The sequence below is a fragment of the Aetokthonos hydrillicola CCALA 1050 genome, from assembly GCF_017591665.1.
Lineage (GTDB): Bacteria > Cyanobacteriota > Cyanobacteriia > Cyanobacteriales > Nostocaceae > Aetokthonos > Aetokthonos hydrillicola.
On sequence record NZ_JAAKGC010000004.1, the window covers coordinates 98,336 to 113,282 of the forward strand.

The following is a 14,947-nucleotide window of genomic DNA, read 5'->3' on the forward strand; positions in this document are numbered from 1 at the left end:
TAAAATGTACACGAACCGATACATTCATTCACGCTTAAGTTCTCGTCAAATTCCTGACTTACTCCAGACAATTTTCGTGGCTGAACTGGTTAACCCCAGCCAATGTATCTGGCTTGTCTCTCCCTGGATATCAGATATCCCAGTTATTGATAACACAGCTAACACTTTTCTATGCTTAGAACCCTTTTGGAGTCGAACTCACATTCGACTTTCCCAAGTTCTTGCAACCCTAGCGGAACGTGGAAGTACTATACATATTGCTACTCGTCCCGATTCTCACAACCATAGTTTTATTGAAAAAGTCAAAGCCAGAATTGAATATCAGGACTACAAAGTACAATTCCACATTACTGAAGAACTACATACAAAAGGTATCTTAGGAGATGGGTATTATCTTGCTGGGTCAATGAATTTCACCTACAACGGCATTACGGTCAATGAAGAAGCTGTAACTTATGAGACATCACCAGAAATCATTGCCGAACAACAGATTATTTTTACTAACCGTTGGGGAGGTTTTGCATGATGAACAGTCCCACTGATGCTGAAATCCGCCACTTCCTGAATCATTTTTTTGGTAGTGGTAACAAATTTAAATTGAATCAGATTCAACAAGATGGAAGTACACAGGTCAAAATTCGTCCTTGGGTAGAGTTGTTGACTCAAGGCGAGCCACAATCGACAGTTCTTCCCTGTTGGCACAACGATACCGTAGATTGGTATGGCCTTACTTTTTCAGAACGTCAGTTACGCCGCTTGAGTGAAGAATTAATGGCGTTTGTTGGTCCTACGTATTCGACATTTCGAGGACAAAGAGTACAGCTAAATTTGCAAGATCCCATAGAACTGGCAGTATACGAATTTACTAAGGGTAATGCGATTAAATTGCTCGGACAACCACCCAAAGTTTGGGAAGGACTAGAGAGGATGCGTAAAGTTCGTGGAAGACAGGGAAAGTACATTGGAGAAAATCCCCGTCCTACAGGGCGTGTATTACGCGACTTCTACATGGCACTTCAAGCAGGCGATCGCAATTCAGCAGAACAGTCGCTACAATACCTGATAGATCAACATCGTTTAGATGCCCTCAATCTGCTGTTTTTGCGGGTGCAACTTTTAGCAGAATTGCAACGGTGGAATGAGTTACTTGCCCTTCCCGAACTGGGTAATCTCTTGCAGGTTCGCCGACCTTTCGCGGTTACACAGGCTTTACTTATAGCAGTCTACTGCACCGAATTGCAACAGTTTGAAGACAAGAAGGCTCCTAAAAGTGCCGTTACTTATTTCAAAGAAGTGCTTTTTCAGCGCTACAACAATCTTTTTGCAGTCCGTGCAGGTAGTAAAATACCAGAAGTATTGAAATTATTTATGCTACTAGCAGTGGGTGGAGAACCACCTCGACCTTTTCTCCGAGACGAACTGCTAGCAATTTTAGACGTTGAGGATAATCACCGCAGCTATTTACAAAAGTTAGCCGAACTACTACCAGATAGTCAGCCGCCTCGCGAAGGAAACGTGGTGCAAGAAGCTGAACAGCTATCGAAAAATGGAGATTTTGACCAAGCATTTTCATTGCTTTGTGATGCACCACCATCCAAAGAAAAAGTTCGCTTGCTTCTTCAATGTGCCTACGAGCTGCAAACTTTAGCAGCTGAAAAAGCTGCATTACAAGCCTTTGATGAACTTAGTGTTGACGATCAAAACGTGTTGATAAAGATACGGTGGAACCAAGCTTATCTGACTCAACTGTGGGGCAGTCAGCAAGGAACAACAAAGGATACAACAGCAGCAGAAACAATACCGGTAAATTGGCTAGAATGGCTGTTAAAGCTAGACAAAGAACCAAGTTGGGAGAGAGCACTGCATACTGCACGCCAAGGTTCTACCGAATGGGATGTGTCTATTTTGCTTACCCAACCACGAGCAGTAGTAGAGTTTGGCGAGTTATTAGATAAAGTAGGCTCAAAAGCGGAGTCTGTCTTGCATAATGCCCTTCCCTACTTGCTGGCATTTTTCCAGAAGGATGAAGAATTTCCTCGTGGTGAGTTTCTTACCCTTTATCACTCACTGTTAGAACTGCTAGTTCTTAGCACGGAGGGTGGGGATGCTGATTTAGTTTTATTCAATGATTTAGCGATCGCCCTTTTCAAGCTTGGACTTGATGCTACAAAGTACATTGAGATTCTGGATTATGCCTTAGAACTCTGGAAACGCTTTGCCGCTCCCAAGAAGGTTGATTGGGCACTTGACTTGCTTGATGTCCTGATATTATACCCTTGTGCAGTTGACCAAAAGCGATCGCAATTCGTCTTTGCTGTAGCAGAAACCTTGCGTCGTCATGCTAACCGTATTGATGAAGAGCAATGGGGAATTTTTCGCTCTTTGATTCAAGACTTAAATTTAGAACAAACTCTTCCAGATTTGCTGGGTGAAGAACTAAATTTAGTTACACCAAGCTTTGAAGATGAGGAAAATATCTTCCAAAAACTGAAAGGGAAATCAGTACTCATATACAGCTTAACAGAAACAGCAGCAATCAGGGTGAAAAATGTTCTAGAAGCTGGTTGCCAAGAAGTTAAAGTTTATCTCAGCCATGATAAAGGTGGTAATGAGAGACTACGTCAATGGGTAATCAATTCTGACCTGGTTGTGATCGTGACAGCTAGTGCCAAGCACGCAGCCACAGATTTTATTGAAGCGAATCGCCCATCACATCTTCCCGCTATTCTTCTAGTGAATAGTAAAGGTAGCACAGGTATGCTGCGGGCTATACGACAGCACTTAGGCACAGTTTAGCACATTTTCAAGTATTTATAGCATCGACAGTTTATCAAACTTTTTTGGAAAAAAACAGACCTATAGAATATTTCTATAGCAGATATATGAATTAATGACTTTTCACTATAGATGTTTCGGAGTATTATGAGATCAATCGCAAAGAAAACTTACAATTCTTGACAACTTAATGACGGTGGATATCGCCAAGCTGAATTTACGGTTAATACCTCTAATGGATTGACCGCATATTTAGATACCTAATTCATAAAAATTATAAGGAGGCTCCCAATGGTAGCGCTTGCTGATACTCGACGCAGATTAACCATACAGTTTAGTGACATTGCAGATGATACGACAGCAATTAGATCTTTAGACTGGGACCGCGATCGCTTTGATATTGAATTTGGGCTACAAAATGGCACCACCTATAATTCATTCGTAATTAAGGGTGAAAAAACAGCCTTAATCGATACTTCCCATGAGAAATTTCGTGAACAATATCTAGACGTCTTGGCAGGGGTAATTAATCCAGCTGAACTAGATTATCTAATTATTAGTCATACTGAACCTGACCACAGTGGATTGGTCAAGGATATACTGGCGCTAGCGCCTCAAGTGACTGTTGTTGGTTCAAAAGTAGCAATCCAGTTTCTCGAGAATTGGGTTCATACTCCTTTTGAAAAACAAATTGTGAAAAATGGCGATCGCCTGGATTTGGGTAAAGGACATATCCTGGAATTTGTAATCGCACCTAACTTGCATTGGCCAGATACAATATTCACATACGATAGCAAAACGCAAATTTTATATACGTGTGATGCGTTTGGCATGCACTATTGCGACGATCACACATTCGATGAAGATTTAGACCTGATTTTAGAAGATTTTCAATATTACTATGACTGCTTAATGGGACCAAACGCTCGTTCAGTTTTATCTGCAATTAAGCGGATGAATGAGTTACCCACCATTACAATGATTGCTACAGGTCATGGCCCTTTACTTTATCACAACGTGATTGAGCTGGTAGACCGCTATCGTCAGTGGAGCCAAGAACAAGCGAAAGCAGAAACAACAGTTGCAGTCTTTTATGTTTCCGACTATGGTTTTAGTGACAGTCTATCTCAAGCGATCGCCTATGGCATCACTAAAACAGGTGTGGCGGTTGAAACAATGGATTTAAAATCCGCCGACCCTCAAGAGGTGAAAGAATTGGTTAGCATTGCCTCAGGATTAGTGATTGGCACCCCACCAATTTCTGGAGCAATCGCTGCTACTGCTCAAATTGCTATCAACACTATCTTGGCAGCCGCCAAAGCCAAGCAATCTGTTGGTGTCTTTGAATCTGGAGGAGAGGATAGCGAATCGGTTTATCTATTGTTGTCCAAATTCCGAGATTTAGGACTTAAGCCTGCTTTTCTACCTATTTTAGTGAAAGAAGCGCCAAAAGAAGCAATATACAAGTTGTGTGAAGAAGCTGGAACAGACATGGGACAATGGTTGTCTCGTGAGCGCACCCTTAAACAAATAAAAGCACTGGATAACGACTTAGAGAAAGCTTTGGGAAGGCTGAGTAGTGGACTCTATATTCTTACAACTCGCCAAGCCCATGTTAGTAGTGCCATGCTTGCTTCTTGGGTAGCACAAGCTAGCTTTAAACCTTTGGGTTTGACAGTTGCTGTGGCTCGTGATCGTGCCATTGAATCTTTACTCCATGTAGGCGATCGCTTCGTCCTTAACATACTAGAAGAAGGCAATTATCAGCAATTGATGAAGCACTTCCTCAAACGCTTCCCCCCTGGTGCTGACCGTTTTGAAGGAATCAGAACGTATGATGCAACAAACGGTTCTCCTATCTTAGCTGATGCCCTTGCCTACATGGAATGCGAAGTCAGCAGACGCGTAGAGTGTGGCGATCACTGGTTAATCTACAGCACTGTTTCTGTTGGTCGTGTTTCCAAACCCGACGCCTCACCCGCCGTACACCATCGTCAAGTTGGAAATCATTATTAGGGAATTGGGCATAGGGCATAGCGCAATAAGAATTAGGTATTCAGGACTAAGTACGGTTTGCTGGGGAACCTAATTTCTTCTCCTCTCCCCATGCCCCATGCCCATTGCCCCATGCCCCATGCCCATTGCCCCGTGCCCCATGCCCCATGCCCCAATCCCCCAAAAACTATGTCAAACACTAAACCCCGTGATGTGCAAATCGCTTCAATTGATGCAGATACTACCATCCTGCGATCGCGTACTTGGGAGCGACTCAAATTTGAAGTAGAATACTCATTGCAAAGAGGTACCACAGCAAATTCCTATTTGATTCAAGCTGAGAAAACAGCTGTGTTGGATCCTCCTGGCGAATCATTCACTGAAATTTACCTGCATCACTTACAGCACCTTCTTGACTTACAGCATTTAGATTACATAATTTTGGGTCATATCAACCCCAATCGTTGTGCAACTTTAAAAGCGCTGCTAGAATTAGCTCCTCAAGTTACCTTTATCTGCTCCAAAGCAGGTGCAGTTGCTCTACGTACAGCTTTCAAAGAACAAGAGCTAAAAATTAACGTACCAAGAGCAGAAGAACTTATAGATTTAGGAAAAGGGCATCAACTACAATTTATCGCAGTTCCTACCCCGCGCTGGCCCGACGAACTTTATACCTACGACCAAGGAACTCGCATCCTGTTTACTGATAAGCTATTTGGTACTCATGTTTGCGATGATCAAATCTTTGATGAGGGTTGGAAACATTTAGATGAAGACCGACAACACTACTATGATTGTCTTCATGCTGCTCAATCAAGACAAGTAGAAACAGCACTTGACAAATTTGCCCCTTTATCTATCAAGTTTTATGCTCCTGGTCATGGTCCAATTGTACGCTACAGCAAGAGTCGACTAACCCACGACTATCGGCAGTGGAGTCAACAACAGAAAGAGAAAGAAACAACCGTTGCACTTATTTATGCGTCTGCTTACGGAAATACAGCAACTTTAGGCCAGGCTATAGCCAAGGGTATCAATAAATCTGGTGTACGTGTAGAATTAATTAACTGTGAATCGAGTGAGCCAGCAGAAATCCAAGCCGCTGTTGAAAAGTGTGATGGATTTATCATCGGTTCTCCTACACTTGGAGGTCATATGCCCACCCAAGTACAAACAGCTTTGGGAATTGTGCTTTCTACTGCTGCCAAAAGTAAGTTAGCAGGCGTCTTCGGTTCCTACGGATGGAGTGGAGAAGCAATTGATGAAATCGAAAGCAAACTACAGGATGCTGGTTATGGATTTGGGTTTGACACGATTCGGGTGAAGTTTAAACCTGATGATTTAACTCTTCAACAGTGTAAAGAAGCTGGAACAGATTTTGCTCAGGCTTTGAAAAAAGCAAAGAAAGTCCGCACCATTAGACAACCAGTTAGTGATTCCCAAATTGATCGTACCGAGCAAGCTATGGGGCGGATTGTTAGTCCTTTGTGCGTAGTATCTGCCAAGCGAGGATCTCTTACAGGTGCCATGCTAGCTTCTTGGGTTTCCCAAGCAAGCTTCAACCCTCCCGGCTTGACTGTTGCTGTTGCCAAAGACAGAGCAGTAGAACCTCTAATGCATACCAAGGATAAATTTGTCTTGAATATTTTGCAGGAAGGTATGAACCTGCGGCGACACTTCCTCAAATCTTTCGCTCCAGGGGCAGATCGCTTTGCAGGTTTGAAAACTGAAGAAGCAGAAAATGGATGTCCTATCCTCAGCGATGCCCTTGCTTACTTGGAATGCACTGTTGAAAGCCGGGTAGAATGTGGCGACCATTGGGTAGTTTATGCAGTGGTAGACAGTGGTAAAGTCCTACAACCTGGAGGTATGACAGCAGTTTATCACCGGAAATCGGGTGGGCAGTATTAAAAACAGGGTGTAGGGGGTAGGGGAAATCGGAATTGAACTTCCCTAAACCCAACATAAGCGTTCTATGAAATGAATGTCCTACACCCCATAGAAGCCACCGTCTTGGATTTTACTACGGTTTTTGACCATTTATCTATCGATAATTCTTACAGAATTCATACTGACTCGTAATATTTAATTTTTGAATTCTGGTTGTAAAAGGACATCAAACATGCAAGAATTTATTAAGAACTCATTAAATAATCGGCACCAATGGATCAGTCGAAATCGACTTGTGCAGTGTCTTGAAACTGTGCAGGACCTAATTATTATTTCGCTGTGTATTGGGTTATTCAGTGTTATGGTGATTCAGCTGCGAGCAATGTTTTACTCGCTGCTGCCTCCACTTGACTTTAAAGCTGTTACCTCCGATATCCTCTTTTTGTTGATTTTAGTCGAGTTATTTCGATTACTGATAATTTACTTACAGGAGCAACGAGTATCTATTGGTGTAGCTGTCGAGGTATCTATTGTCTCCGTACTTCGAGAAGTAATTGTCCGAGGAGTGTTAGAAGCACACTGGAGCCAGATTTTATCGGCATGTGCCTTTTTACTGGTGATGGGAGTCTTACTAGTAGTTCGATTTTGGTTACCACCAACTTTCGAGGGTATTGATCCAGAACGTTACTTTTCTCGTAAAACTCAGGTTTTATCAACAAATACATCATCTGAGTTAACAGACCATTCCAGTGATCCAAATCATGAAACTATTGCTTCTGTTTTTACAGATGGTAATTCCCGATCAAGACATCAAGATTGAATATTGTGCTAACAGTGAGTACTTAAGGAGATACTATGGATGAATTTTTGAATCAAATTTCTCGTCGTAAGTTTTTGTTAACGGCAGGAGTATCTGCAAGTGCTGTACTTTTAAAGGGTTGCTTAGGTAATCCCCCTGACAATTTGACTGGTGGTACTAGCGTTCAAGCTCAGCAGACGGCACAGGAAAGTGCAAACCTTCCCCCAGAACAAAAGCCAGAAACTCCTAAAGTCAAATTAGGATATATCCCTATTATTGAATCAGCTCCTTTTATCATTGCTAAAGAAAAAGGGTTCTTTGCTAAGTATGGCATGACCGAAGTTGACCTTTCTAAACAGGCTTCTTGGGGTTCAATGCGAGATAACACTGAAATCGGTTCAGCCGGTGGTGGAGTTGACGGTGGTCAATATCAGATGCCAATGCCACATCTGATTACTGAAGGTTTAATCACCAAGGGTAATAAGAAGCTTCCTCTTTATCTATTGGCGCAGTTAGTTACTCATGGTAATGGTATTGCGATCGCAAACAAGCATTTAGGAAAAAACCTTTCTGTAGACACAGCAAAGTCAAAGGAACTATTTATTGGACTCAAATCCTCAAAAAGCCCTTTTACCGCAGCATACACCTTTCCACACGTAAATCAAGATTTTTGGATTCGCTACTGGCTAGCTGCTGGTGGAATCGATCCAGATGCTGATATCAAGCTAGCCACTGTACCAGCAGCACAAACTGTTGCCAATATGAAGACAGGTACAATGGATGCCTTTAGCACAGGTGATCCTTGGCCTTATAGAATCGTCAAAGATAAGATTGGTTTCTTGGCTGCATTAACCGCAGAAATTTGGAAAAATCATCCAGAAGAATACTTTGCTTTAAGGGCGGATTGGGCGGATAAAAATCCCAAAGCGACCAAAGCACTGTTGAAAGGGATTATGGAAGCACAAAAATGGTTGGATAATTTTGACAACCGCAAAGAAGCAGCACAAATTCTTGCTAAACGCAACTACTTCAACTTGTCATCACCAGATATCCTAATAGAACCATTCGCTGGTAAGTATGATATGGGTGATGGTCGTACTATTAATGATAAATCAAAAGCTCCTTATTATTGGAAAGATGAAAAAGGTAGCGTTTCATATCCCTACAAGAGCCATGATTTGTGGTTTATAACCGAAAGTGTCCGTTGGGGATTCTTGCCAAAAGATTACTTGAAAAATGCTAAGGCACTGATTGATAAAGTCAACCGCGAAGATATTTGGAAACAAGCAGCAAAAGAAGCAGGTATTGCTGCTGCTGACATTCCCACTAGCACATCTCGTGGAGTAGAAGAATTCTTTGACGGCATTAAGTTTGACCCAGAAAAACCAGAAGAATATCTGAGAAGTTTGAAAATCAAAAAAGTCAGTGTTTAAGTGATTTTTAGTTCAACAATACTAAACAAATAAAAAATAACAAAATCTATGACAACGGTTCAAAAACGCCCTGCAGTAAACACTTTTGATAACGGTTTCATATCTCGTCTCCAAAAACAACTCCCTAATTTTATACCTCCAGCTATTGCAATTCTGATTTTTTTAGTTGTATGGCAACTGTTTTCTTGGACTCCAGGCGCTACGCTACCAGGTCCTATTAAAGTTATCCAAGATACTTGGATCTTAATCTTCTGGCCTTTTTATGATAGAGGTGGTATTGACAAAGGTTTATTTTGGCAGATTTTAGCTAGCTTACAACGGGTAGCAATCAGTTATTCGCTAGCAGCAATTGTTGGTATCGGTCTGGGCATTTTAATCGGTGTTAATCAAACAATGTCCAAAGCTCTAGACCCTATTTTTCAACTACTGAGAACAGTACCACCTTTGGCTTGGGTTCCGATTTCTTTAGCCGCTTTACGACAAAACGAACCAGCCGCCTTATTCGTGATTTTCATCACAGCAATTTGGCCGATTTTAATCAACACTGCTGTCGGCGTTACTCAAATCCCTCAAGACTATAATAACGTCGCCAAAGTTTTACAACTCAGCAAGAAGGAATATTTCCTCAACATTTTGATTCCTGCTGCTCTTCCTTACATCTTTACAGGTTTAAGAATCGCAATTGGCTTAGCTTGGTTGGCAATTATTGCAGCAGAAATCGTCATGTCTGGTATCGTCGGAATTGGCTTTTTTATCTGGAACGCGTATCAAAACAACGCTGTAAGTGAAGTCATTTTAGCTCTCGTCTATATCGGTGTTGTTGGTCTACTACTAGACAAATTCATGGTTTGGATTCAAACACTGATTCTACCAGCAGAACAAAAATAAATTAGGGGGCATGGGGCATAGGGCATAGGGCATAGGGCAATGCGCAACGGGCAATAAGTAATGGTTGCAATTTCCCCATCTATAGACTTATACCCCGCGCCCCACACCCCAATCCCCAATCCCCAGTCCCCAATCCCCAATCCCCAATCCCCAATACCTATGTCTATATTCGTTGCAGTTGACCAAATTGAAAAAGTTTTTGAGTTGAAAGGTGGCGGCAAATATATTGCCCTTAAAGGAATTGATCTGGATATTAAAAAGGGAGAATTCATTTCCCTGATTGGTCATTCCGGTTGCGGTAAGTCGACTTTATTAAATATGATTGCCGGTTTAGATTTACCAACTGAAGGATTGGTAACTCTTGAAGGAAGAAGAATCACGAAGCCTGGACCAGATAGAATGGTCGTGTTCCAGAATTATTCGCTGTTACCTTGGCGAACTGTACGGGAAAACATTGCCCTCGCTGTGGATGCAGTGATGAAGGATTTACCAGCCGGGGAACGTCGATCAATTGTAGAAAGACACATTGATATGGTGGGATTACGCCCCCATGCTGACAAACAACCTGGAATGTTATCAGGTGGACAAAAACAGAGGGTGGCGATCGCGCGCGCTTTAGCAACTCGTCCTAAGTTGTTACTATTAGATGAACCATTTGGTGCGTTAGATGCTCTGACACGTGGTAACTTGCAAGAGCAGTTAATGCAAATTTGCGACGAAAACCAAGTTACCGCCGTGATGGTAACACACGACGTCGATGAAGCGGTGCTGCTTTCTGACAGAATCGTGATGTTAACTAATGGACCAGAATCCAAAATCGGTGATATTTTAGAAGTAGATATACCCAGACCACGTAAGCGCATGGAAGTTGTAGAACATCCAAGTTACTACAGCTTGCGCAGCGAAATGATTTATTTCCTCAATCAGCAAAAACGTGTCAAAAAAATTAGGGCGAGAAAAACGGCAGACATTGCTCGTCATGGTTTAGAAAAAGTCAATTTGGAAATAGGCTTTGTGCCGTTAACTGCCTGCGCACCCCTAGCAATAGCAAAAGAAAAAGGGTTCTTCACTAAGCATGGTTTAGATGAAGTTAACTTGGTACGAGAAACCAGCTGGCGTGGTATTGTTGATGGTATGAGTGGAGGGTATTTAGATGCTGCTCAAATGCCTTCAGGGATGCCAATGTGGTTGACATTGGGAGGACACCAAAACCAATCCTTGCCTGTCGTAACAGCCCTTACTATGACACGCAATGGTAACGCTATCACTCTATCAAGGAAATTCTATGATCGAGGGGTGCGCACTCTTGCTGATTTTAAACAGTATCTGCTTCGTACAAGCGACCAAAGACACACATTGGGGGTAGTACATCCTAGCTCAATGCACAACTTACTCCTACGTTATTGGCTTGCGGCGGGTGGGATAGATCCTGATAGAGATGTTGACATTAAGACTATTCCTCCTGCGCAAATGGTGGCTGATTTAAAAGCAGGAAGTATTGATGGTTATTGTGTGGGTGAGCCTTGGAATATCCGCGCCGCCGTTGAAGAAATAGGCTTTACCATAGCTACTGACTTGGAAGTTTGGTTAGGACACCCCGGTAAAGTTCTTGGTGTAAGAGAAGATTGGGCAGCAGCTTATCCTAACACCCACATCGCCTTAACAAAAGCTTTGCTAGAAGCTTGCTATTACTGTTCGCTTCCAGAAAATGCCGAAGAAATTAGGCACATCCTTGCTGAGCGAGAGTATGTGAGTACAGATATCTCTTACATCCAAATAGAAGATCCGAACAACACCACGTGTAGTTTGGATCATCCAATGCGAGAATACGCCCACCACCAGTTTTATGCAGACTCAGCAATAAACCGTCCTAGTAGAACTGAACAAATTTGGTTGATGACTCAACTCGCCCGTTGGGGTGACACACCCTTCCCTAGAAACTGGGTTGAAATTGTAGAAAGAGTCTGCCGAGTAGGTGTGTTCAGTACCGCAGCACGAGAACTAGGATTAGATATTAGCTACACCCGTCAACCGATCCAACTATTTGACGAAGCTCCTTTCAACACTGACGATCCAATCACCTATCTCAACAATCTAAAAATTAAATGCGATTTTTCAATTGCAGAAGTAGTTATCGATCAACCTAGAAGGCTTGTAGCTTAAAGAGAGAGTAGGGGAGCAGAGGAGCAGAGGAGCGAATAATACTCAGTCCTCCATGCCCCCTTGCCCTGAGCGAAGCCGAAGGGATGCCCCAATACCCAATCCCCAATACCCAATCCCCAATCCCCAATCCCAAAAAAAATGGCAACTACACTTCAAATTCCAAACGCATTCCTAGAAATTAAGAACGTTTCAAAAATTTATCCTACAAAGAAAGGACCTTTTACTGTACTTGATGGAGTTAATCTTACTGTAAACCAGGGTGAGTTTATTTGTGTGATTGGTCACTCTGGTTGTGGTAAATCAACTCTGCTGAACATGGTTTCAGGGTTTAATTTTCCAACTTCTGGACAAGTTTTATTAGAAGGACAACCCATCACTAAGCCAGGACCAGATAGAATGGTTGTGTTTCAAAACTATGCGCTTCTGCCTTGGCGCACGGCTTTTGAAAATATATACTTGGCTGTTGATGCTGTTTACCCTGAAAAGCCAATAGCTCAAAAAAGGGCTATTGTGAGGGAGCATCTGGCAATGGTAGGACTAGCGGATGCTGGTGATAAAAAACCAACTCAATTATCGGGTGGGATGAGACAACGTGTTTCTATCGCCCGTGCTTTGGCAATTCGTCCTAAAGTTTTGATTTTAGATGAACCTTTTGGGGCATTAGACGCTATCACAAAAGAAGAGTTACAGGAAGAATTGCTGAAAATCTGGAACCAGAACCGTTGCACTGTCTTAATGATTACTCACGATATTGATGAAGCGTTGTTTTTAGCAGACAAATTGGTGATGATGACCAATGGTCCTCATGCGAAAATTGGGGAGGTTATGAGAATTCCTTTCCCCCGTCCTCGCGATCGCGCTCGCATCATGGAAGATCCACAATATTATCAACTCCGTAACTACGCTCTAGATTTCCTCTTTAACCGCTTTGCTCATGACGATGTAGGTTGAAATCTCTCCCACAAGACATTAACTTACGCACCCCACTCGTAGTACCAAACTTGGGTGGGGTAACTTTTGCTCTATTACAATAGAGAAAGTTGCTTGAGGAGGGCAAAGTTATGAACTATATTAAGCAGGCGATCGCAATTCTGGGAATAACAAGTGTCTTAGGAGGAATACCTGCTGTCGTTCATGCGCAACTTCCACAAATATCTACCAAGCCAGTCAATTTTCAGGACTACTATAATCAAGGGCTAGAAAAACTTAAAATCGGTAATTTTAACAGCGCTATTAACGATTTCAATCAAGTAGTACGATTGAAACCTCAATATTACGAAGGCTACTGTCTCAGAGGTTTGGCACGAGCCCAATCAGGAGACTCAAAAACAGCAATTGCTGATTTTACTTTGGCTCTACATTTTAATCCCAACCATGCAGAAGCTTATAATGGTCGGGGAACTGCTTATGCTGAAACAGGAGATATCCCAGCAGCCGTTGCTGATTTCAATCAGACGATCAAGGTAGATCCACAGTTTGAAGACGGGTACTATAACCTGGGACTTGCTAACCTGAAATTAGGAAAACACAAGCTGGCTGTTGCCAACTTTAACCAAACACTAAAAATCAATGCGAATCGGGCTGATGCTTACAGTAACCGGGGACTTGCTTTCTATGCTCTAGGAAACAGTACACATGCTGTCAACGATCTACAAGTGGCGGCGAAACTCTTTCAAGAACAAGGAAATATTGCAGGTTATCAACAAGTGCAAACCCTCATCCAGCAGATACGCAGATAAGCGATTCAAAATAGCCAGGTGTTAAGATAGCAAGAAAATTCACAGAAGGTAAAAAGTGAGGCGAAAGCAGTGGCTGTTGCTATCGTTGTGGCTATTAATTGGTACTGCTTTGCGCTTAACTCAATTGGAGGCAAAGCCACCTTGGACTGATGAGTTTTCCACGATCGTTTTTAGTCTTGGGAATAGTTTTCACAGTGTACCGTTAGATCAAGCGATCGCCCTCGATACCCTTTTACAACCAATACAACCCCACCCAAACGCTGGAGTTAGCGATGTACTTCAGCATTTATTTAGTGAGACGAATCATCCACCTTTATATTTTGTGTTATCTCACTGGTGGATGCGGCTGTTTCCTCCTGGCTTTGGAGATTTAGCTTCTGTATGGGCGGCGCGATCGCTAAGTGTTCTATTCGGTGCTTTGTCCATACCAGCTATCTATGGGTTAACCTGGCTTGCCTTTCGCTCGACGTTAGTAAGTCAACTAACTGCTGCTGTTATGGCAGTCTCTCCCTACGGAGTGTTTATTGCTCAAGAAGCGCGTCATTATACTTTAGTATGACCAACATATACACATCCTATAGTTTTGTGCGATTGTACAAATCTGTTCAAGCGACGAATTAATCTCGATATACTCCTGTTGTGTATACCTAACACGAGAAAAGGGATACGTTTGTTCCATAAGTTCAATATTTTCTCGGACTTGGGGTAAGAGATAACATTCCACTCCAGAGCAAAATAAGCCATCCAGTGGAGTGTTAGGCAATTCGATCTTAATTTCAGCCCTTTGCCAAAACGGAATTAAGATATGAGCATTCATGTCTGGTAAAATATCAAGCCCGTATGGCACACTTCCACACCAGTCATGATAACTTTTACTGATGAAGTTACCTACATCACCGTCAAAATATTCATTGTAGGACATTGGAATTATGTTTTGGCTCTCATCGTAGCAGAACATGTATACCTTACTATCAATAACCTCAGCAAGTTCAGGTACATTATATGCTTGGCAAAATCGCTTCAAGACCTCTAATTTCTGGTCAGTTGGGAGTTCTGATAGAAGACTTTGACTCAAGCCGAGCTGATACCACATACTCATTTGTGTGTTTTCCTCTTCCTCAAACGTATTTTACAACACCGACAGCAGCAGCATGGGCTTGCCCCTTCACAGATAGGTGCGACCAGTCCTCAAACGAATTGTTAAGAATTCACGTCTAAAGTTAGAGAAGGGAGTGCTAATTGTGTGTGTTAGGATGGCAACTGGA

At 42.4% G+C, this 14,947-nt stretch carries 12 protein-coding genes; 11 read left to right on the plus strand and 1 reads right to left on the minus strand.

Annotated features, from left to right (window positions below):
• Positions 1-4 precede the first annotated feature (4 nt).
• The 11 genes from dpdK (at position 5) to G4P69_RS03360 (ending at position 14,241) form a co-directional block, all read left to right on the plus strand.
• Positions 5-526 carry a phospholipase D-like domain-containing protein DpdK gene (dpdK, locus tag G4P69_RS03310; protein ID WP_208343846.1) on the plus strand — a complete coding sequence of 174 codons (522 nt, stop codon included), beginning with the start codon at positions 5-7 and terminating at the stop codon, positions 524-526.
• Positions 523-2,796, plus strand: coding sequence for a protein DpdD (gene dpdD, locus G4P69_RS03315; RefSeq protein ID WP_208348410.1), 2,274 nt, complete (start codon positions 523-525; stop codon positions 2,794-2,796). The genes dpdK and dpdD overlap by 4 nt, the downstream gene beginning before the upstream one ends.
• A gap of 270 nt (positions 2,797-3,066) precedes the next feature.
• Positions 3,067-4,791 carry a diflavin flavoprotein gene (locus G4P69_RS03320; protein ID WP_208343844.1) on the plus strand — a complete coding sequence of 575 codons (1,725 nt, stop codon included), beginning with the start codon at positions 3,067-3,069 and terminating at the stop codon, positions 4,789-4,791.
• Between the two features lie 168 nt (positions 4,792-4,959).
• Complete coding sequence (locus G4P69_RS03325; protein ID WP_208348422.1) at positions 4,960-6,681, plus strand: diflavin flavoprotein; 1,722 nt, start codon at positions 4,960-4,962, stop codon at positions 6,679-6,681.
• A gap of 211 nt (positions 6,682-6,892) precedes the next feature.
• Positions 6,893-7,480, plus strand: coding sequence for a phosphate-starvation-inducible PsiE family protein (locus G4P69_RS03330; RefSeq protein WP_208348424.1), 588 nt, complete (start codon positions 6,893-6,895; stop codon positions 7,478-7,480).
• 35 nt (positions 7,481-7,515) lie between these two features.
• A complete protein-coding gene (locus G4P69_RS03335) occupies positions 7,516-8,892 on the plus strand; it encodes a CmpA/NrtA family ABC transporter substrate-binding protein (RefSeq protein WP_208348426.1) in 1,377 nt (458 codons plus the stop codon).
• A 48-nt stretch (positions 8,893-8,940) separates the two neighbouring features.
• On the plus strand, positions 8,941-9,780 hold the full coding sequence (gene ntrB / locus G4P69_RS03340; RefSeq protein WP_208348428.1) for a nitrate ABC transporter permease: 840 nt from the start codon (positions 8,941-8,943) through the stop codon (positions 9,778-9,780).
• Between the two features lie 159 nt (positions 9,781-9,939).
• Entirely contained in the window at positions 9,940-11,943 is a 2,004-nt protein-coding gene (locus tag G4P69_RS03345) for an ABC transporter ATP-binding/substrate-binding protein (RefSeq protein WP_208348430.1), read from the plus strand.
• Positions 11,944-12,081: 138 nt separating this feature from the next.
• Positions 12,082-12,894: a nitrate ABC transporter ATP-binding protein gene (locus G4P69_RS03350; protein WP_208348439.1), complete on the plus strand. Its 813-nt coding sequence runs from the start codon at positions 12,082-12,084 to the stop codon at positions 12,892-12,894.
• A 110-nt stretch (positions 12,895-13,004) separates the two neighbouring features.
• Complete coding sequence (locus tag G4P69_RS03355) at positions 13,005-13,682, plus strand: tetratricopeptide repeat protein (RefSeq protein WP_208348451.1); 678 nt, start codon at positions 13,005-13,007, stop codon at positions 13,680-13,682.
• A gap of 55 nt (positions 13,683-13,737) precedes the next feature.
• Positions 13,738-14,241 (plus strand): glycosyltransferase family 39 protein, encoded by a 504-nt coding sequence (locus G4P69_RS03360; protein ID WP_243902876.1) that lies wholly within the window; start codon positions 13,738-13,740, stop codon positions 14,239-14,241.
• Here the strand turns inward: G4P69_RS03360 and G4P69_RS03365 are convergent.
• On the minus strand, positions 14,233-14,781 hold the full coding sequence (locus G4P69_RS03365) for a hypothetical protein (RefSeq protein ID WP_208348454.1): 549 nt from the start codon (positions 14,779-14,781) through the stop codon (positions 14,233-14,235). The two genes, G4P69_RS03360 and G4P69_RS03365, sit on opposite strands and share 9 nt — an antisense overlap.
• Between the last annotated feature and the right edge of the window lie 166 nt (positions 14,782-14,947).

What these genes read in the sequence shown, in the direction of transcription:
- dpdK (WP_208343846.1), top strand. Translation starts at nt 5, where the DNA reads ATGTACACGAACCGATACATTCATTCACGCTTAAGTTCTCGTCAAATT.
- dpdD (WP_208348410.1), top strand. Translation starts at nt 523, where the DNA reads ATGATGAACAGTCCCACTGATGCTGAAATCCGCCACTTCCTGAATCAT.
- G4P69_RS03320 (WP_208343844.1), top strand. Translation starts at nt 3,067, where the DNA reads ATGGTAGCGCTTGCTGATACTCGACGCAGATTAACCATACAGTTTAGT.
- G4P69_RS03325 (WP_208348422.1), top strand. Translation starts at nt 4,960, where the DNA reads ATGTCAAACACTAAACCCCGTGATGTGCAAATCGCTTCAATTGATGCA.
- G4P69_RS03330 (WP_208348424.1), top strand. Translation starts at nt 6,893, where the DNA reads ATGCAAGAATTTATTAAGAACTCATTAAATAATCGGCACCAATGGATC.
- G4P69_RS03335 (WP_208348426.1), top strand. Translation starts at nt 7,516, where the DNA reads ATGGATGAATTTTTGAATCAAATTTCTCGTCGTAAGTTTTTGTTAACG.
- ntrB (WP_208348428.1), top strand. Translation starts at nt 8,941, where the DNA reads ATGACAACGGTTCAAAAACGCCCTGCAGTAAACACTTTTGATAACGGT.
- G4P69_RS03345 (WP_208348430.1), top strand. Translation starts at nt 9,940, where the DNA reads ATGTCTATATTCGTTGCAGTTGACCAAATTGAAAAAGTTTTTGAGTTG.
- G4P69_RS03350 (WP_208348439.1), top strand. Translation starts at nt 12,082, where the DNA reads ATGGCAACTACACTTCAAATTCCAAACGCATTCCTAGAAATTAAGAAC.
- G4P69_RS03355 (WP_208348451.1), top strand. Translation starts at nt 13,005, where the DNA reads ATGAACTATATTAAGCAGGCGATCGCAATTCTGGGAATAACAAGTGTC.
- G4P69_RS03365 (WP_208348454.1), bottom strand. Translation starts at nt 14,781, where the DNA reads ATGAGTATGTGGTATCAGCTCGGCTTGAGTCAAAGTCTTCTATCAGAA.